This window comes from Mycobacterium sp. NGS54 (genome assembly GCF_059812465.1).
The window spans coordinates 75,029-93,029 of record NZ_JCALCS010000007.1; the positions used below are offsets into that span (position 1 = coordinate 75,029).

Annotated in this window: 20 protein-coding genes, 1 tRNA gene and 1 other RNA gene; 13 read left to right on the forward strand and 9 right to left on the reverse strand. The window is 69.4% G+C overall.

Going from position 1 to position 18,001, the window contains the following annotated elements; all coding sequences use genetic code 11:
- Positions 1-12 precede the first annotated feature (12 nt).
- Positions 13-1,308 (reverse strand): aspartate aminotransferase type Ic, encoded by a 1,296-nt coding sequence (locus AC5Y5E_RS22455; RefSeq protein WP_499905156.1) that lies wholly within the window; start codon positions 1,306-1,308, stop codon positions 13-15.
- A 93-nt stretch (positions 1,309-1,401) separates the two neighbouring features.
- An RNA gene (gene ffs / locus AC5Y5E_RS22460) (signal recognition particle sRNA small type) lies at positions 1,402-1,498 on the reverse strand.
- Positions 1,499-1,564: 66 nt separating this feature from the next.
- Here ffs and AC5Y5E_RS22465 point away from each other — a divergent pair.
- Together AC5Y5E_RS22465 and lucA are read left to right on the forward strand one after the other, a co-directional pair.
- Positions 1,565-1,653 (forward strand) — tRNA-Ser (locus AC5Y5E_RS22465).
- Between the two features lie 102 nt (positions 1,654-1,755).
- Positions 1,756-2,529, forward strand: coding sequence for a lipid uptake coordinator LucA (gene lucA / locus AC5Y5E_RS22470; protein WP_499905158.1), 774 nt, complete (start codon positions 1,756-1,758; stop codon positions 2,527-2,529).
- Between the two features lie 19 nt (positions 2,530-2,548).
- On the opposite strand, the gene AC5Y5E_RS22475 is transcribed toward lucA, so the two are convergent.
- The gene (locus AC5Y5E_RS22475) at positions 2,549-3,289 is read right to left on the reverse strand and encodes an enoyl-CoA hydratase/isomerase family protein (RefSeq protein ID WP_499905159.1); all 741 of its coding nucleotides are present in this window, start codon (positions 3,287-3,289) and stop codon (positions 2,549-2,551) included.
- The gene (locus AC5Y5E_RS22480) at positions 3,286-3,660 is read right to left on the reverse strand and encodes a hypothetical protein (protein ID WP_499905160.1); all 375 of its coding nucleotides are present in this window, start codon (positions 3,658-3,660) and stop codon (positions 3,286-3,288) included. The genes AC5Y5E_RS22475 and AC5Y5E_RS22480 overlap by 4 nt, the downstream gene beginning before the upstream one ends.
- 119 nt (positions 3,661-3,779) lie before the next feature.
- Between AC5Y5E_RS22480 and AC5Y5E_RS22485 the strand changes: the two genes are divergently transcribed.
- From AC5Y5E_RS22485 to AC5Y5E_RS22495, 3 genes are all read left to right on the forward strand, one after another.
- On the forward strand, positions 3,780-4,286 hold the full coding sequence (locus AC5Y5E_RS22485; RefSeq protein ID WP_499905714.1) for a lipoprotein LpqH: 507 nt from the start codon (positions 3,780-3,782) through the stop codon (positions 4,284-4,286).
- 95 nt (positions 4,287-4,381) lie between these two features.
- Complete coding sequence (locus AC5Y5E_RS22490; protein WP_499905161.1) at positions 4,382-6,118, forward strand: hypothetical protein; 1,737 nt, start codon at positions 4,382-4,384, stop codon at positions 6,116-6,118.
- The gene (locus AC5Y5E_RS22495) at positions 6,115-7,461 is read left to right on the forward strand and encodes a CHAT domain-containing protein (RefSeq protein WP_499905163.1); all 1,347 of its coding nucleotides are present in this window, start codon (positions 6,115-6,117) and stop codon (positions 7,459-7,461) included. The genes AC5Y5E_RS22490 and AC5Y5E_RS22495 overlap by 4 nt, the downstream gene beginning before the upstream one ends.
- A gap of 2 nt (positions 7,462-7,463) precedes the next feature.
- Here AC5Y5E_RS22495 and AC5Y5E_RS22500 read toward each other — a convergent pair whose 3' ends face one another.
- Complete coding sequence (locus AC5Y5E_RS22500) at positions 7,464-7,817, reverse strand: hypothetical protein (protein WP_499905164.1); 354 nt, start codon at positions 7,815-7,817, stop codon at positions 7,464-7,466.
- A 44-nt stretch (positions 7,818-7,861) separates the two neighbouring features.
- Between AC5Y5E_RS22500 and AC5Y5E_RS22505 the strand changes: the two genes are divergently transcribed.
- From AC5Y5E_RS22505 to AC5Y5E_RS22515, 3 genes are read left to right on the forward strand one after another with little or no spacing between them, the layout of a single operon-like run.
- A complete protein-coding gene (locus tag AC5Y5E_RS22505; RefSeq protein WP_499905165.1) occupies positions 7,862-9,193 on the forward strand; it encodes a hypothetical protein in 1,332 nt (443 codons plus the stop codon).
- A complete protein-coding gene (locus AC5Y5E_RS22510; protein ID WP_499905167.1) occupies positions 9,190-10,326 on the forward strand; it encodes a hypothetical protein in 1,137 nt (378 codons plus the stop codon). The genes AC5Y5E_RS22505 and AC5Y5E_RS22510 overlap by 4 nt, the downstream gene beginning before the upstream one ends.
- Positions 10,327-10,363: 37 nt before the next feature.
- The gene (locus tag AC5Y5E_RS22515) at positions 10,364-11,419 is read left to right on the forward strand and encodes an NAD(P)H-dependent amine dehydrogenase family protein (protein ID WP_499905168.1); all 1,056 of its coding nucleotides are present in this window, start codon (positions 10,364-10,366) and stop codon (positions 11,417-11,419) included.
- Between the two features lie 14 nt (positions 11,420-11,433).
- Here AC5Y5E_RS22515 and lipL read toward each other — a convergent pair whose 3' ends face one another.
- Together lipL and AC5Y5E_RS22525 are read right to left on the reverse strand one after the other, a co-directional pair.
- Entirely contained in the window at positions 11,434-12,723 is a 1,290-nt protein-coding gene (gene lipL, locus AC5Y5E_RS22520) for an esterase/beta-lactamase LipL (RefSeq protein WP_499905716.1), read from the reverse strand.
- 42 nt (positions 12,724-12,765) lie between these two features.
- Positions 12,766-12,918: a hypothetical protein gene (locus tag AC5Y5E_RS22525; RefSeq protein WP_499905759.1), complete on the reverse strand. Its 153-nt coding sequence runs from the start codon at positions 12,916-12,918 to the stop codon at positions 12,766-12,768.
- 69 nt (positions 12,919-12,987) lie between these two features.
- Between AC5Y5E_RS22525 and AC5Y5E_RS22530 the strand changes: the two genes are divergently transcribed.
- The 4 genes from AC5Y5E_RS22530 (at position 12,988) to AC5Y5E_RS22545 (ending at position 16,189) form a co-directional block, all read left to right on the forward strand.
- Positions 12,988-13,161, forward strand: coding sequence for a CsbD family protein (locus AC5Y5E_RS22530; RefSeq protein ID WP_499905169.1), 174 nt, complete (start codon positions 12,988-12,990; stop codon positions 13,159-13,161).
- Positions 13,162-13,247: 86 nt separating this feature from the next.
- Entirely contained in the window at positions 13,248-13,931 is a 684-nt protein-coding gene (locus AC5Y5E_RS22535) for a cutinase family protein (protein ID WP_499905171.1), read from the forward strand.
- A 19-nt stretch (positions 13,932-13,950) separates the two neighbouring features.
- A complete protein-coding gene (locus tag AC5Y5E_RS22540) occupies positions 13,951-14,937 on the forward strand; it encodes an SDR family NAD(P)-dependent oxidoreductase (RefSeq protein ID WP_499905172.1) in 987 nt (328 codons plus the stop codon).
- Positions 14,938-15,025: 88 nt separating this feature from the next.
- Complete coding sequence (locus AC5Y5E_RS22545) at positions 15,026-16,189, forward strand: zinc-binding dehydrogenase (RefSeq protein ID WP_499905174.1); 1,164 nt, start codon at positions 15,026-15,028, stop codon at positions 16,187-16,189.
- Here AC5Y5E_RS22545 and AC5Y5E_RS22550 read toward each other — a convergent pair.
- Together AC5Y5E_RS22550 and AC5Y5E_RS22555 are read right to left on the reverse strand one after the other, a co-directional pair.
- Positions 16,173-16,559: a PPOX class F420-dependent oxidoreductase gene (locus tag AC5Y5E_RS22550; RefSeq protein ID WP_499905175.1), complete on the reverse strand. Its 387-nt coding sequence runs from the start codon at positions 16,557-16,559 to the stop codon at positions 16,173-16,175. The genes AC5Y5E_RS22545 and AC5Y5E_RS22550 overlap by 17 nt on opposite strands.
- A gap of 12 nt (positions 16,560-16,571) precedes the next feature.
- Complete coding sequence (locus AC5Y5E_RS22555; RefSeq protein WP_499905176.1) at positions 16,572-17,276, reverse strand: SDR family NAD(P)-dependent oxidoreductase; 705 nt, start codon at positions 17,274-17,276, stop codon at positions 16,572-16,574.
- 170 nt (positions 17,277-17,446) lie between these two features.
- Between AC5Y5E_RS22555 and AC5Y5E_RS22560 the strand changes: the two genes are divergently transcribed.
- Positions 17,447-18,001 carry a TetR/AcrR family transcriptional regulator gene (locus AC5Y5E_RS22560; protein ID WP_499905717.1) on the forward strand — a complete coding sequence of 185 codons (555 nt, stop codon included), beginning with the start codon at positions 17,447-17,449 and terminating at the stop codon, positions 17,999-18,001.

Consider the following 18,001-nt stretch of genomic DNA (forward strand, 5'->3'; position numbering starts at 1 on the left):
GTGAGAAAGCCGTCAGCTCACGCTCGACGGGGAGGAGACCAGCATCGACTCGGTGGCCGCCAGCAGCGCGCAGGTCGCCAGCCCGTCGACCGCGTCACGCAGGTTCGGCAGCGACGGGAACGTCGGCGCGATCCGAATGTTCTTGTCGTCCGGATCCTTGCGGTACGGGAACGACGCGCCCGCCTCGGTCACCGCGATGCCCGCGTCCTTGGCCAGGGCGACGGTCCGCCGCGCCGTGCCGGGCAGCACGTCGAGGCTGATGAAGTAGCCGCCCTGGGGGTCGGTCCACGAGGCGATCTTCGAGTCGCTCAGCCGCTGATCGAGGATCTCGAGCGTCAGCGCGAATTTGGGCGCCAGGATCTGCTGGTGGCGCAGCATCTGCAGGCGAACGCCGTCGGCGTCGCCGAAGAAGCGCAGGTGCCGCAGCTGGTTCACCTTGTCCGGGCCGATCGATTTCTTGCCCGCGTACTGCAGGTACCAGGCGATGTTGCCCAGCGATCCGCCCAGGAAGCTGACCCCGGCGCCGGCGAAGGTGATCTTCGAGGTGGACGCGAAGACGTACGGCCGGTTGGGGTTGCCGGCCGCGGCCGCCAGACCGAGCACGTCGACCTGCCGGATGAAATCGTGCGTCAGGGTGTGCACCGCGTACGCGTTGTCCCAGAACAGCCGGAAGTCGGGCGCCGCGGTCCGCATCTGCACCAGCCGGCGAACCGTCTCCCAGGAGTAGGTGACTCCAGTGGGGTTGCCGAACACGGGCACCGCCCACATCCCCTTGATCGCGGGGTCGACGGCGACAACTTCCTCGATCAGGTCGACGTCCGGGCCCTCGGGCAGCATCGGGACCGGGATCATCTCGACGCCCATCGTCTCGGTGATGGCGAAGTGCCGGTCGTAGCCGGGCACCGGGCACAGGAACTTGACGCTCGCCTCGTCCTTCCAGGGCCGCGGCGAGTCCACGCCGCCGTACAACATCGAGAACGCGACGAGGTCGTGCATCAGCTCGAGGCTGGAGTTGTTGCCGGCGATCAGGTTCTGCACGGGGATGCCGAGCAGCTCCCCGAAGATGGCCCGCAGTTCCGGCAGGCCGTGCAGGCCGCCGTAGTTGCGGGTGTCGGTGCCCTCGGCGTCGCGGTAATCGTCGCCGGGCAGGCTCAGCAGCTGGTTGGACAGGTCGAGCTGTTCGGGCGAGGGCTTGCCGCGGGTCAGATCCAAAGCCAGCTTCTTGCCCTGCAACTCCGCATAATCCTGCTGGTTGCGCGCGTGCACCGCGGCCAGCTCGTCAGGGCTCAGGGAATCGAACGACGCCATAGCTATGCGGGCCCTTTCGCGGTCCGACCGGGGGTGGGTCACGTGGCGATCGCAAACGCGGCAAAGCCGGTTGCAGCGGGTCGCCACCTATCTACATAGGGGACCCCGCGCACCCGACAGAGCCCATTGACCCTTGCTGCCTTCCGGCCCTGGGGGAGTTCACAGGATAGACGCCGCGCGGGGTCCTCCGGCGAGTCTAGTACCTGGCCGGAAGCAACCGGCGGCGACCGCGCGCCACTCGGTTACCATGGCCCACGGAGGATTCGCCTAGTGGCCTATGGCGCTCGCCTGGAACGCGGGTTGGGTTAACAGCCCTCGCGGGTTCAAATCCCGCATCCTCCGCCACCGGTCGTCCTCGGTCGAGGCGCGACCACGCACGGGGTTGTTTGGAATCGCTTTGACCGGCCTTTAGGCTGGCTTGGGCTCACCCGCAGCATGAGGAGGCGTATGGGGCGCAAGGTCGCCATACCGTGGCACGCGTCGTTTTCGGTCGCTGCCGGCGTCCTCTACTTCTTTTTCGTGCTGCCCCGCTGGCCTGAGCTGATGGGCGACACCACGCATTCGGTGGGGACGACGCTTCGGATCGTGACGGGTGTGCTGATCGCCCTGGCCGCGCTGCCCGTGGTGTTCACCCAGTTGCGCACCCGCAAGCCGGAGCTGGGGACGCCGCAGTTGGCGCTGTCCATCAGGCTGTGGTCGATCGTGGCCCACGTGCTGTCCGGTGTGCTGATCATCGGGGCGGCGATCAGCGAGATCTGGCTCAGCCTGGACCACGCGGGTCAGTGGTTGTTCGCGATTTACGGGGCCGCCGCCGCGATCGGCGTCATCGGCATCTTCGCCTTCTACCTGTCGTTCATCGCCGAGTTGCCGCCGCCACCGCCGAAACCGATCAAGCCCAAGAAGGCCAAGGAGCCCAAGAAGCGGGGCCTGCGCCGCAAGAAGGCGGACGAGGCCGACGAAGTGGCCGAAGAGGCCGAAGACACCGACGAGGCCGAAGAGCCGGAAACGGCAGAAGAGCCCGTCGAGGCCACTGCCGAATCCGAATCGGCCGCCGAGGCCGGCGAGGACACCAAGGACACCGAGGAAGCGCCGGCGGAAACCGAGGACGCCGAGGACGCCGAGGAGCCCCGGGGCGGCTTGCAAAACCGCCGCCCGACCGGCAAGGGCTCGCACCGGATGCGGCGCAGGCGCACCCGCGGCGGCGTCGCGCTCGACGAGTGATTCGCCTGCTGAGTCAGCTTCAGCGGCGCCGCAGGCTCTCGACGTAGGCGGCGAGGCGCCGCTGCGTCTCGGCGGCGCCCCACAATTGTCGGACCTCGCTGTCGACCAAGGCGCCCTCGCGCATCCGCGCCAGGGTGGGGGCCCGCAGCTGGGCCTTCGTGTGGCGATACGCCTCGGCCGCGATGCCGGCGAGGTCGGACGCTTCCGCCACCGCCGCCCCGACGAGGTCGTCGGCGACGACGCGGTGGGCGAGCCCGTTGGCGACGGCCTCGTCGCCGCGGTAGACGCCGCCGCCGAGCAGCACCTCCTCGGCGCGATCGCCGCATGCGTAGCGCATCACCTCGAGCGCGGCGACCGGGAACGGCACCCCGACCCGGACCTCGGACGCCCCGATCTGCGCTTCGGGGCTGATCAGCCGGCGGTCGCAGGCGCAGGCCAGCACACACCCGCCCGCGATGGCGGCCCCGTTGATCGCGACCACCGTGGGGCCGGGGTAACAGAACATCGCCTCGAACGCCTCGGTCAGCGCCGGGATCAGCCGGTCGGTGTAGCCGGCGCCGCCCTCCACCACCCGGTTGAGGTCGACCCCGGCGCTGAACGCGCGGCCGGCGCCGGTGACCACGAGGGCGCCGCCGCCGGAATGCTGCAGCTGCCCGAGCGCCTCGGTCAGCTCCTTCAGCAGCTCGACGTCCTGGGCGTTGACGCGCCCCGACGAAAGGGTCAGTACCTGGACCGCGCCGGCGGCTTCGATCTCGATCACGGTGAAACGATAACGACGGGGATGTCGGTGTTCTCGTCGGTGTGATAGCTCGCGCATACCCGGTGGTAGCCGTCGGCGATCTGCAACGGGATACCCGAAGTGAAGTCGCCGCGTACCAGCAGAATCGGGGACAGCGCCTGCCCCTTCTTGATCTTGGACAGGTCGGCGGCGACGTGCGGGTTGTCGTCGGGCAGCAGCCTCAGCTGCGCCGCCCGCAGGATGTCTTTGGCCTTCTTGTGGCTGACGACTCCGGCCTTGAGCTTTTCGGCCAACTCGTTGGCGGTGCCGGGCTGCGCGAGCAGGGCGAGGTAGTCGGCCGCCGCCGGGAAGTCGTGCGCCTCAGGCTGTTCCAGCCATTTCACGCTCGCCATTGCGCGTCTCCCTTCGTGGGCCGTGTCGAGGCAGCCTACCGGCTGAGCTTCGAAATTGGGATCGGTAGCAACGCGGCAGGTCTGTACTTGCGCCCATGACGACGCCACTGGGGCGACGCATGAAGGAAGGAAATGCAGTGAAACGTCTTCTCGTGGGAGCGATTGGAACCCTCGGTGTCGCATCTGCGCTGGTGGGCTGCTCGAGCGGCGGACACTCAGCCAGCCCGGCGTCCAGCACCGCGCCCAGTGCCTCCACCGGCGCCGGCACCAACGCGCAGGTCAAGGTGGGTGGCACCGACCTGCCCGGCCTGAACCCGTCCGCGGTGACCTGCGTCCGGACCGGCGGCAAGATCGACATCGGCAGCGGCACCACCAGTGGGCCCCAGCAGGCGCTGGCCGTGGTGATGACCGACGCGAACCCCCCGTCGGTCGAGTCGTTGGCGCTCTTCGTCGACGGCAACGCCCTGTCGGTCAGCAACGGCATGGGCGCGAAGGTCGGCTCGGCCAACGTGGCGGTGGACGGCAAGACCTACACCATCACCGGCCAGGCGCAGGGCGCCGACATGAAGAACCCGATGGCCGGCATGATCACCAAGGACTTCAGCATCAAGGTGACTTGCGGTTGATCGATCGAACACCGCGGCGGCGGGCGTGCCTTCACTCACACGCCCGCCGCTACGGTTCCTCGCCACGTCCGCGGCGGCGGACTTATGATGCAGCCGTGTCGATCCCCGGCGAATTGGAGAACGCCCGCCGGTTGGCGTTTGCCGCCGACGAAACCCGGGCGCGCGATCTGCTGCTGTCGCTGATCCCGCAGATCGAGCGGGAAGACCGGGACGATCTGATGCTGGAGGCCCTCGCGCAGCTCGGTGAGATCTACCTGGCGCGAGGCGCGAATGACGGCGTGCGCGAGTCGATCCGGCGCATCCGCGACTGCGTGGCCGTCTACCAGGGAATCGCCGCGGGCACCATGCCGGAGGCGGCCGAACAGGTGCGCATGTCCGACGCCGAGGTGGCGCACCTGATCGCGCGGTACTCGCGGCGGGCGCAGTTTCTTCAGACCGGCCTGGCCGCGGCCCTCGGCGATCACGAGGGCGCCGCCGCGGCGCTGGATGCGCTGGCGGCCGCGGACCCTGCGAACGATTTCGCCGACCTCGCCGACGAGCACGGCTACCTCGTAACACGTGCGCAAACGCTATGCGCGAGCGCGCTCTGCGACGACGACCTGCACGTGCAGTCGGTTCCGTTGTGGGAGCAGATACTCGCCGTGCTAGAAGACTTTGACCGCCTGAGCGGTGACAGCCCGTTCGGCGACTATCTCCGGGTCGCGGCGGCCACCGAGTACGGCAGGTTCTGCGTCGAGACGGGGCGACTGGCCGAGGCGGAACCCTGGCTGCGCCGCGCGGGAGCCCGCGCGCAGACGAACGGCTGGGAATTGGCAGCGGCCAGAACACAATTGGAACGCGCAGCGGCCCGCTGGGCATCGGCCGATCACGCCGGCACCGAGAAACTGGTCTCGGAGGCCTACCCCGTGATCGCGCGCTACGACCGGGCGCACGACATCGCTCGGTGCTGGCTGTACATGGGATTCACCCGGCTGGGATCCGGTGCCCTGCAGGCGGCCGACGAGTGCTGGGAGCATGCCGAGCGGCACTGGCGCGAGCTCGGCAAGCCGCTGTATCTACACCGTATTCTGTTGCAACGCAGCTGGATCGCGATCTTCTGGAGTAAGTTCGCCGACGCGGTCGAGCTGATCGCCGAGGCGCGCGAACTGCTCGACTCGTCGCCGCGCAGCAGTTGGCTGCAGTACGCCCAGCTCGACAACCACCTCGGCACGGTGTGGCGCGCGGATGCGTTGGCGGACCTCGGCTTCGACAGCTCGGGCGATCCCGACGAGACGCTGGAGGAAACCGAGGCGCGCCAGGCCGAGGGCCTCGGCATCCTCAAGGGCGAGATCGGCACCCCGGAATACTGGCGCGGGATGAGCAAGCTCGAACAGGCGGCGGAGCTCAAGGTGCCGGCCGCGCTCGCGGTCGACTCGGTGCGGTATTCGATCGCCGACGCCGACGCGAGATCGCGCTGGGCGACCAGTGTTTCGGCGCCCATCCTGGCCGGGGCCTTCGCCGTCGCGTGGGAATGGGAGAACACCGAGCTGGTCAGCGAGCTGGTCGAATATCACAGCGCCCGAGGAACTTTCGACATAGAGCCGGAGCGCGCCAAGATCGGTGAGTGGGCGTCCACCGCGGCCCCACCGCTGCTCATCGAGGACGGCCAGGCGCTGGCCGCGGCCGGCCCGCCGGCGGGCGGTGGCCGTACGCTCACGCGGTTGGGCCCGTTGCCGCCGCTGCAGATGCAGCCCGATGCCGCACCGATCATGAGCCACTATCGCGAACTGGCGCTGCAGCGCTACGGCCGCGAGGTCACCGCCGGCGAACCCGCCTGGTCCACTTGGCCATGAGCGATACGGGCCGGCCGACTCTGGTTCTGCGGTTCGCCGACGTCGGGATCGTCACGTACGCGAGTTTGCGGGTGGTCGGTCAGCCGTCCCGGACCGTCAACTGGGTGGTGGAGGAGCCGATCCTGCTGGCCGCCCTACAGGAGTTGGTCGGTGCCTTGCCCGAGCCGCACGGCACCGAGAGCCGCCGCGACGCGATCGAGCGGGCGCTGACGACGGGGCCGTTCGCGGCCCCGGACTCCGAGCTGACGATGGCCTACATCCTTGGTGTGCTGCTGATCGGCGCGGCCGGTTGGCAACTGTTGACGGAGTGCGTGGCGACCCCGCGCGCGGTGTTGTTCGTCTCGCCGAGCTCCCGGCTGGCGCGCGTGCCGTGGGGCCTGCTGGCGGTGCCGAAATCGGGGCCGAGCAAGGAAGAACTCGTGCGGGCCCGCCAGGACGCCATCACCGCCAGCGGCCGGGTGGCCGCCCAGATCCCCTGGCAGCTCGACGATATCGACGCCCGCACCGATGGCCACCGGCTGATGGAACTCGTCGACGTGCTGATGGCGGTGCCGCCCAACATCGTGCACTCGCCGCGGGCGCCGGCCGGGTGGGAGGCCCGGCGGGACGGGCCGCCGGTGCTGGTCCTCGACCCCCGGGTGCCCGGGCAGCGCCCGGACTCCGCGCTCGGCTCGGTGCTGGGCAGGCCCTCGGCGGAAACCCCACTGGCGCAACACTTCGCCGAGCTGATGAAGCGCCGGCCGGTGCTGCCGGACGTCGACGACGCGGTCGAACTGTTCCGCCGCCAGGACGCCGACCGCGTCTGGCTGGCCAAGCAGCTGGCGCAATCCCCGAGCCGGCTCATGTACGTCGGCCACGCCAGTTCGGCACACGGCCAGGCCGACCGCGCGGCGCTGCACCTGGCATGTACGGCCGAGATTCCCGGGGACGCCGAGGCAATCGGGGACCATCGCCCGCTGACCGCGTCGGACGTGATCTCCTTGCAACTGCCGCTTCCCCCGCGGGTCGCCCTGCTGGCCTGCGGATCCGGCGGGGACTATCAATTCGACGAGGCGACCGGCCTGGTGGCGGCGATGGTGCTGGGTGGCGCCCAGCTGGTCAGCGCCACGTTGTGGTCGCTGCCCACCTCCGCGGCCTATCGACTGTTCGCGGGCCACGAATCCGGCGACCCGATGGCCGACGCCGTTGTCGCCGTGGACGACGCGCACGACGGCGACGACGCGGGGTGCGCGGTCAACCGTTGGCAGCGCGCGCAGATGCGCCGCTGGCGTGACGGCGTCCTCGCCGCCAGCCCCCTGTATTGGGGCGCCATGGTCAGTTTCGCGGTGGACGGCGCGCGATAGCGTCAGATCGACGCCAGCCAGGACGCGTTTACGGCCATCACGTCGTCGGGCAGCGAAAGCTCCTCGCGGGCAGCGGGATCGAACGCCACCAACACGACCAGGCCGGGGCGAAGCATCGACACGTCGGCGTCGTCGCCGCAGGGTGCCAACTTTCCGATGAACGTCTCACCGGACACGGCCACCACCTCGATGAAAACCTGGCGCTCGTCGCCGACGGTGCGCACGGTGCCGACCCCGACGGTCGGTCCCGCCGCGTTCCGGCGCCGGGCGAACCGGAGCCCGAGGGCCCCCAACAGCAGCATGATCAGCTTCTTCATGCCACCAGGCTCTAACGGCCAAACGGCTACCGAACCCAACTTTTCGGCTGCCGATATTTTTCAAAAGCCCCTATCCTGTCCAGGTGAGCGCGGATTCGCAGGTTGCGACTGTCGCCGTCGTGGGCCACCCGCGCCGGTCGGTGATCGAGGCGGCGTGGCGCGCGATCGGCCCCGGCGTCGAGGTGCTCAGCAGCGACGACGGCGGGCCCTTGAGCCGGACCGTCAAGCGCATCATCGATCCGCTGGTGCTCCGGCTGCGATCCAATCCCCAGTATTCGGCCCCCGTCGTCGCACCGGAGACCGCGGCGGCGATGCACGAGCTCATCGTCGGCAGCGCACGCGAACTGCGTTCCGCCGCAGCGTGGTTCGATACCCTCAAGCTCGAGCGCCGCAGGCAGCGCATCCGCACCGGCAACGCCCAGGAACTGTACTTCCCGGTCTGCTTCGAGCTGGCGGTGACGAAAGGCCCACCGGCGCCGCAGGATAGCGAGACGGCGGCCGCGGTGCTGCACGACATTCACCAGGGCCGCGACCGCACCGCGATCGAGGTGCTGCACCAGTACGTGGCGAGCCCCGACGTGGTGGCCGGGCTGGCCGCTCAGCTCGACCGCAGCTGGCGAGACGTGCGTCCCGCGGAAACGGACCCGGCCACCGGGGCCGGGGCGTTTTTCGCCGAGCTCGGCACGGTGCTGGGGCCGGCCAACAGCCACCGGGCTGCGGCGGCCCGGGAACGGGTCTGGTCGGCCGTGATCGCCGACACCACGCCGTACAACCTGGGCGCCCTGGCCCGCGTCGAGGCCGCCGAGCTGCCGTGGTCGATCATCGGGCTGGGCCTGAGTTCGGTTCAGCCACAACGACAACCACCGATCGCGGGCGGCCCCGACAGCGATCGCCCGCTGGATCGCACCGTGGTCGACCGGGTACGCGCGACGCTGCGGCGCGCGCTGGACCGCGACGCGCTGCCCGACATCCCGCTGCTGTGCGAGGAGGAGGTGGACCGGGCCGCGGCGCCCTGGGGGCTACTGTCCGAGGACAAACAGGCGACCCTGGTGGCCGGCATCGAGGTCGCCGTCGAGCTGGCGCCGCTCGACCCCTCGGTCTCCAGCCGCTACGCGCTGGCGGCCCAGATCCAGGCGCGGCTGCGCAAGGAGGCCTACGTGCTGCACGCCCGGCGCTACCTCGCCGAGGGCGGCCCGATCCACCCGCGCCAGCGGCAGGTGGTCGACGACCTCGCCGCGTACGCCCAGCCCTACCTGAGCCGGCTGTGGGCGCGGCTGCACGGGCGCGACGTCTGGCAGGAGCCGTGCGACGACGTCGACGAGGTGCGCTCGCTGCTTGAGGGCGTCGCGCGGTCGGTGAGCCTCGACCATCGGCAACGCATCAAGGCGATGCTGGAATTGCAGGTGGCCGGATGAGATTGGTCGCCGATTCCGGACTGTGGAGCACCGGTCCAGTCACCGCCGATTCGCCGCTGGCCGCAGTGTTGGAGGTCAGCGGCGGCGTGCTGTCGTGGACGATCGACGACCCACCCGACGATGGCTCGGCCCGGATCACCTTCACCGACTTGTCACGCGCCGACTGGCTTTGGCGTGTCCTGGGCGAGGCGGGGCACGTCGCGATAGCGTCCGCGCTGGACGACACGGACAGCGAGCCGCGCGGCATCGAGCTCGCCGGGGTGGACATCGTGCCGGGCTCGGTCGACCCGCTCCGGCGGCTCGCCATCGGGCATTGGCTGCGGCGGTGGTGGCCGGCCAGTCGCCTCGACGGCATCGCCGGCCTCGATCGTGCGCTGCTCGACGTCGAGGTCGCGCTGCTGACGTCCGGGGCGCAGGGTTTCTTCACCGACGACACGCTCGATTCCGACGTGGTGGGGCTGCTGGCGCCGCACGGCCCCGCCCTGCTCGCACACCTGCGCGACGGCGACCCGCGGATCCGCGATTTGGTGCGGGCCGGCGCCGGGCTGGCCGAGGAGGTCGGTGTGGACGGCGACGGCTGGCCGGAACTGTATGCGGCGCTGGACGATCCGGGCACGGAGCTCGCCGTCGGTAGCGGGCGCCGCGACGACTACGCGCTGGCCGCCGGCGCCGACGCGGCTCCGCGCGGCGCGGTCCCGATCGCCCGCGGCGTCGCGTCCATCGGCTGGGGCGCGGTTCCGCCCGGAATCTTCGACGCGGGCGAGCACACGGTCGACTGGACCGTCCAGATGGCCGACGCGGCGGTGGTCGCCGTCGTGCGGGCGGCCGTCATCGGCCCGGACCCAGCCACCGGCATCGCGGTGCGACTGCGGTCCGGGGACGTCAGCGGCAGCGGCGCCCTGGACGCCCACGGCGGCGCGGTCCTGCCGCTCGTCGACGGCGACCAGCGCCCGGTGACGGAGGCGGCCGCCTGGGACCACGATTGGTCGGCCACGTCGGTGACCGTCGGCGCCCAGGTGTCGGAGGCCCGCGAGACCCGGGAGCGGGTTCGCCGGTGGGCCAGGGCCCGGCTGGACCGGCCGCCGAACGACGCGTTCCTGGCGGAGATCCTGGCCGGCGAATCCGACTACTGAGCTTCTCGGTGGCCCCGCCAGTCCCTATGCTGAGCGAGTGCCAAACAACTATCGGGTCGTCCAGTGGAACACCGGAAACGTCGGCAAGAGCTCGCTGCAGTCGATCGCCGACAATCCCATGCTCGAACTCGTGGGCTGCTACGCCTGGTCGGAAGACAAGGTCGGCCGCGACGCCGGTGAACTCGTCGGCATCGCCCCCCTGGGCGTGAGCGCCACCAACGACGTCGACGCGCTGCTCGCCCTGAAACCCGACTGCGTCGTCTACAACCCGATGTGGATCAACGTCGACGAACTGGTCCGCATCCTGTCCGCGGGCGTCAACGTGGTGACGACGGCGTCGTTCATCACCGGAGCCAACCTCGGCGAGGGCCGCGACCGGATCGTCGAGGCCTGCCAGAAGGGCGGCTCGACGATGTTCGGCTCCGGGGTCAGCCCGGGCTTCGCCGAGCTGTTGGCCATCGTCTCGGCGATGGTGTGCAACCGGATCGACAAGGTCTCGGTCATCGAGGCGGCGGACACCACGTTCTACGACTCGCCCGACACCGAGAGGCCGGTCGGCTTCGGCCAGCCGATCGACCACCCGGAGTTGGCGGCGATGGCGGAGAAGGGGACGGCCATTTTCGGCGAGGCCGTGCGGCTGGTGGCCGACGCGCTCGGCGTCGAGCTCGACGAGGTGCGCTGCGTGGCCGAATTCGCCCAGACCACAGCCGATCTCGAGATGGCGTCCTGGACGATTCCGGCCGGATGCGTCGCGGGCGTCTACATCAGCTGGCAGGGCGTCGTCGGCGACAAGACGCTGATCGACCTCAACGTCCGGTGGCGCAAGGGACAGACACTCGAGCCCGACTGGAAGATCGACCAGGACGGCTGGGTCATCCAGATCGACGGGCAGCCAACGGTGACAACCAAAGTCGGCTTCCTACCGCCCCCGTACTTCCAGGCCGAGACGATCGCCGACTTCATGGCGCTCGGGCACATCATGACGGCGCTGCCCGTCATCAACGCGATCCCCGCGGTCGTCGCCGCCCCGCCGGGCATCGTCACCTACACCGATCTGCCGCTGACGCTTCCCAGGGGCTTCGCCAAGGTGTAGCCGGCGAACAGCGCCTAACCGCTGGACGCGATGGCCCGACGCCTCGCGGCCTTGTACGCCGCGCCGAGCGCCGGCACCTCGAGCGGACCCTGATGGCGGGCGGCCTCGATGGCGTTGCGCAGCGGACTGGCCAGTCCCGCAAACGATCCCATGTCGAACAGCAACGGCGTCAAGAGCCGGTTGTGGACGAACCCGAAGGCGCTGCCAGATTCGGGGTCGGCCCAGCCGAGGGTTCCGCCCAGACCCACGTGGCCGAAACCCTTGAGCAGGCCGGGCACCGGAGACTCGTGGTAGCCCAGGTGAAAAGGCATGGGCACCACCATGTTTGCGTCCGGCCACTTGCGTTGCGCCTGCCCCGCCAGGCCACCCGCCAACTCCTCGGACAGATATTTCTTGCCGTCCATCCGGCCGCCATTGGCCAGCGCGGCGTACATCTTGGCCAACCCGCGGCCGGTCACCACGCCGTTGGCCGCCGGCACCTCGCCGTCCAGGAATCCGGTGTCCCCCTTGATGAGGGATATGACGCCGGGGAAATACATCGCGCCCAGGGCGCCGGAGAACGGCAGGCCGGCCAGCTTCGGAGCGATGAAGTTGAACACCGGGGCGCGCAGCCTGCCCTGCGGTATCAGGATCTGGGCCGCCTGGGTCGGCGCCCCTTCGGGCGGGCGGCCGAGGTGCAGGCCGTCGGTGTTGAGGGGGCGCGCGACTTCCTGGCGGATCAGCTCTCGCATGCCCTTGCCGGTCACCGCCCGGGCCAGGCCGGAGAGCAGCCAGCCGTAGGTCAGCGCGTGATAGGCCTGGACGCCGCGCAGATGATCGACGGGCGCGGCGGCCAGGCGCTCCTCCATGAGCGCGTGGTCCATCAGCTCCGTCTTGGTGACGCCGCGCAGGTGCGACAACCCCGATCGATGCCGCAGGACGTCGCGGACCGTGATGTCGGCCTTCCCGTTGGCCGCGAATTCGGGCCAGTATTCGGCGACCGGATCGTCGTAGGACAACAGGCCCCGATCGGCCAGCCGGTGGATCACGGTCGACGCGACGCCCTTGGTCGCCGAGAACACCATCGCGCCCGTGTCGGCGGTCCAGCGCTCGGTGCCGGCCCGGTCCGACCAGCCCGTCCAGACGTCGACGACCGGCACGCCGTCGATGTAGACGGCCAGCGCTCCGCCGCCGAAGCGGCGACCGGGGAACAGCCGCGAGAACAGCCCGACCACGTTCGTGAAATGGGGGTCGGCGGCACCGGACACGCCGCGCGGCAAGCCGTCGTCGGTCACCAGCAGGGTCGATCCGCGGCGCGATGCCATCACGGCATCAAGCTATCAGCCGGCAAAAGCGCTGAACACAGCTCAATCCGGGGGCTGGTGGGGTTGTTCGCCTGGCGGTTGATCCGGGTGTGGGGTGTTCAACCACTTTCTGAGCCGAAAAAGCTGATTGACCACCATGCCGATGCCCAACAACATCAGTGTGGCCACGATTGCCACCACCACTGCGGTGCCCACAACGTCCATGATGACAGGCGGGACGACCTGCGGTTTCGATATGGCCCGCCGCGGGGTAGCCACAATCCCATGAGCGCTACAGACAAGGCAAAGAACAAGATCGAGGACCTGGGCGGCCGGGCCAAGGAAGCCATTGGCCGGGCCACCGGGGACGACCAGACCCGGGACGAAGGCCGGGCCGATCGGGCGAAGTCGAGCCTGAAGGACGCCGGCGAGAAGGTGAAGGACGCCTTCAAGAGGTAACCGATCGCCGACCGGTCTGGCAATCCACGGCCTTCGTGGCGTCGAATGTCAGGTAAAGGACACCGATGAGACGAAGGTCTACGAACATGCGCCGATTCGCGACATCCCTGGGAGTGGCGGCGCTGTCGGCCGCCTTCGCACTGCTGGGCTCCCCCGCGCCCGCCTCGTCGGCCGACCCTTGCCCCGACGTCGAGGTGGTGTTTGCCCGCGGTTCCGGCGAGCCGCCCGGTGTCGGCGGCATCGGCGGGTCGTTCGTCGATGCGCTGCGCGGGCAGATCGGCGGCCGGTCACTCGGGGTCTATCCGGTCAATTACCCCGCCAGCACCGACTTTTCCAACAGCGACTTCCCACTGACCGTCATCGACGGCATCCGTGACGCGGGGTCGCACATCGAGTCGATGGCGACGAACTGCCCCAAGACCCGCGAGGTTCTCGGCGGGTATTCCCAGGGGGCGGCGGTGGCCGGTTTCGTCACCTCAGCGGCCGTGCCGCCGGGCGTACCGGCGTCGGTGGTGCCCCAGCCCATGCCGAGGGAGGTCGCGAACCATGTCGCCGCCGTCACGCTGTTCGGGACGCCGTCGGGTCCGTGGCTGCAGAAGTACGGCGCACCGGTGATCGCCATCGGCCCGCTGTATCAGCCCAAGACCCTCGAATTGTGCGCGCCCGGCGACGGGATCTGCGGTAACGGCAACGACGCCTTCGCGCACGTGTCCTATTCGGTGAACGGGATGACGGACCAAGCGGCGACCTACGCCGCGAGCCATCTGTAGCTCCGTGCAGAATCGCAGCATGCATGTTCTGGTCACGGGCGGCACGGGATTCGTCGGCGGTTGGACGGCCAAGGTCATCGCGGACGCCGGGCACTCCATCCGGTTCCTGGTTCGCAATCCTGATCGGCTGAAGACGTCCGTCGCCAAGTTGGGCGTCGACATCTCGGACTTCGCCGTCGGCGACATCACCGACCGCGTGTCGGTGCGCGAGGCGCTGCGCGGCTGCGACGCCGTCGTGCACAGCGCCGCCCTGGTGGCGACCGACCCGCGCCAGACCAAAGAGATGCTGACGACGAACATGCAGGGCGCGCAGAACGTCCTCGGCCAGTCCGTCGAGCTGGGTCTGGATCCGATCATTCACGTCTCGAGCTTCACGGCGCTGTTCCATCCCGGCCTGGAAACGCTCAACGCGGACCTGCCGGTCGTCGGCGGGGCCGACGGCTACGGAACGTCCAAGGCGCAGGTGGAAATCTATGCGCGCGGGCTGCAGGACGCCGGCGCACCCGTCAACATCACCTATCCCGGCATGGTCCTCGGCCCGCCGGTCGGCGATCAGTTCGGTGAGGCCGGCGAGGGCGTCAGGGCGGCGGTGCAGATGCACGCGATTCCGGGGCGCAGCGCGGCCTGGTTGATCGTCGACGCCCGCGATCTGGCCGCGTTGCACGCCGCGCTCCTCGAGCCGGGGCGCGGGCCGCGCCGCTACACCGCGGGAGGTCATCGGGTCCCCGCCGCCGAGTTGGCGACCATGCTCGGCGAGGTCGCCGGCACCCCGATGGTCGCGGTTCCCATCCCGGACGCCGCGCTGCGCGTCGCCGGGGCGGTACTGGACCGGGCGGGCCGGTTCCTGCCCTTCGACACGCCGTTCACGTCGGCGGGGATGCAGTACTACACGCAGATGCCGGCGTCGGACGACTCGCCCAGCGAGCGGGAGCTCGGCATCACCTATCGGGACCCCAAGGAAACCGTCGCCGACACCTTCGAGGCCCTGCGTAGCGCCGGCTCTTAGGGCCCCGCGAAATGCAACTACCGACGGGTCCACTCGGGAAACGGGTCGCCCATTGCACTTTCGCGATCGCCCGAGGACTATCCGAAGCATGAAGAGCGTCACGTGCACCAATGCAAAGCTCGAAGTCGTCGACGCCCCGACCCCGACCCCGGCGAAGGGCCAGTTGCTCATCGAGGCGCTGCGGTGTGGCATCTGCGGGTCCGACTTGCATGCGCGCCACCACTGCGACGAACTGGCCGACGTGATGGCCGAATCTGGGTACGACGCGTTCATGCGATCGAACCAGCACGTGGTGTTCGGTCACGAATTCTGTGGCGAGGTGCTCGATTACGGGCCCGGCACCCGCAAGGCTCCGCGGACCGGCACCCGCGTCGTCGCGTTGCCGCTGCTGCGCCGCGGCAAGGAGGTGCACGGGATCGGGCTGTCGACGATGGCCCCGGGCGCCTACGCCGAGCAGCTCCTCGTCGAGCAGTCGCTGACGTTGCCCGTCCCCAACGGGCTGGCGCCCGAGGTGGCCGCCCTGACCGAGCCGATGGCCGTCGGCTGGCACGCGGTGCGGCGCGGCGAGGTCGGCAAGGGTGACGTCGCTATCGTGATCGGCTGCGGGCCAATCGGTCTCGCGGTGATCTGCATGCTCAAGGCGCACGGTGTGCGCACCGTGATCGCCAGCGACTTCTCGCCCGGCCGGCGCGCGCTGGCGACAGCCTGCGGCGCCGACACCGTCGTCGATCCCGCGCAGGACTCCCCCTACACGACGGACGCGAGCGGCAAACACCTGCAAGGCATCCTCGAGGCGTTCGATCTGGCGGTCGGCACCATTGAAAAGCTGCAACGGCTGCGGCTGCCCTGGTGGCACGTGTGGCGCGCCGCCGAAGCCGCCGGCGCCACGACGCCGAAGCACCCCATCATCTTCGAATGTGTCGGCGTCCCAGGCATTATCGACGGCATCATCGCGGGCGCGCCGCTGTTTTCGCGCATCGTCGTGGTCGGCGTCTGCATGGGCTCGGACCACATCCGCCCGGCGATGGCGATCAACAAGGAGACCGACCTTCGATTCGTGCTCGGCTACACCCCGCTGGAGTTCCGCGACACGCTGCACATGCTCGCCGACGGCAAGGTCAACGTCACCCCGTTGATCACCGGGACGGTGGGGCTGTCCGGCGTCGCGGCCGCGTTCGACGCGCTCGGCGATCCCGAGGCGCACGCGAAGATTCTGATCGACCCCAAGAGCGACGCTAAGCAGCCGGGGTGATCTCCAGCCCGACGTGCACCTTGTCGATGCCGCCGCGCACGATCGAGTGCGCATAGAACCACCAGGCGTGGTACCAGTACCGCTTGAGCACGGCGTTGTAGACCCGCTGTGTTTCGGATTTCGGCAGCACCCGGGCAACCCCTTCGACCGGTTCGCCCTTGGGCTTGCCGAGTGCGGTGCTGCGAGCGATCGTCACCCGGGGCGTGTTGTTGATCCGCCTCACCTTCCACGACCCGTCGTCGGTGATGACCAGCAGCTTGTCGCCGTCCGGCACTCCCCAGATCGCCGTGGGTTTGGGGCGGCCGTCCTTGGTGAAGGTGGTCAGGAGCAGGTACTTGGACTTGATCACGTCCTGAAAACTGGGAGCCACACCTCATGCTTATCAGGTGTTGCGACCGCCGTTGACCCCCAATATCTGACCGGTGATGTAGCCGGCCTCGTCGGACACGAAGAACGCGCACGCCGCCGCGATGTCCTCGGGCCTGCCCACCCGGCGCACCGGCGTGCGTGCGATGTGGTCCTCCACGGTGCCGCCGAGCAGCTGGCGCCGCTCGGCGCTGCGCAGCATCGGGGTGTCGACGAACCCCGGCGGCACCGCGTTGACGGTGATCCCGCTCGGACCGTATTCGAGGGCCAGCGATTTGGTCAGGCCGTTGACCGCGGACTTGGCCGCCACATAGTGGGCCATGAACGGCTGGCCGGAATGAGTGCTCGACGAGGAGATGTTGACGATGCGCCCCCATCCCGCCTCGACCATGTCCGGGAGCACGGCCTGAATGGTGTGGAACACACCATTCAGGTTGACGTCGATCACCTTCGACCACGCCTCGAAGGACATGTCCAGGAACTTCTTGAAGCCTTCCACGCCGGCCGCGTTGACCAGCACCAAGACTGGGCCGAGCGCGTCGCGGATGGCCGCTACCGCCGCGTCGACCCGCGCGCGGTCGGTGACGTCCGCGACGTAACCGAAGCCGTCGCCGGTGGGCGACAAGTCGATGACGGCCACGCGGAATCCGTCGCTGCGCAATCGCTCCGCGACCGCGCGGCCAATCCCGGAGGCGCCGCCGGTCACCACCGCCGTCTTCACCCGCGCCCACCCGCCTTCCTGAGCGATCGCCCAGCACGTGGGCTCGACACTGCCTATCACCCCTCCGCGAGGTCGGTCAAGTGGTCCCCCGGTCATCGCGGCGGCCGGTTGATTTTTGGCGATCGCCCAATTTAGGGTCGGGGATGGCCAGGGACTCGACGACGCGGGACATGCTGATCGACGCGACGAGTCGGATCATGGTCGACGAGGGTTACGCCGCCGCTACGTCGCGGCGGGTGGCGGCCGAAGCCGGCGTCAAACCGGCCCTGGTGCACTACTACTTCCCCACGATGGACGAGCTGTACCTCGACGTGTTCCGGCGCGGGGCCGCCGCCTACCTGGAACGGCAGAGCCAAGCGCTGGCCTCCGACCGGCCGCTGCACGCCTTCTGGCAGACGCTCATCGAACCCAAGGACGCCCGGCTGCTGCTGGAGTTCATGGGACTTGCCAACCACCGCAAGGAGATCCGGGCGGAGATCTCCGCGTGGCAGGAGCGGTGGCGCGAGCAGCAGATCACCGCGCTGAACTTCATCGTCCGCGAACACGGCTATGACACAAGCGAATTCTCGCCCGCCGGTATCGCGGTCGTCATCGCCGCGGTCGGGCGCACGCTGATCCTCGAGCAGACTCTCGGCACCAAAGGCGGTCACGAAGAGGCCATCGAGCTGGTCAACCGGTTCCTGGACCGATTCGAGATGCCGGCGCCGAAGAAGCCGCGCGGCTGA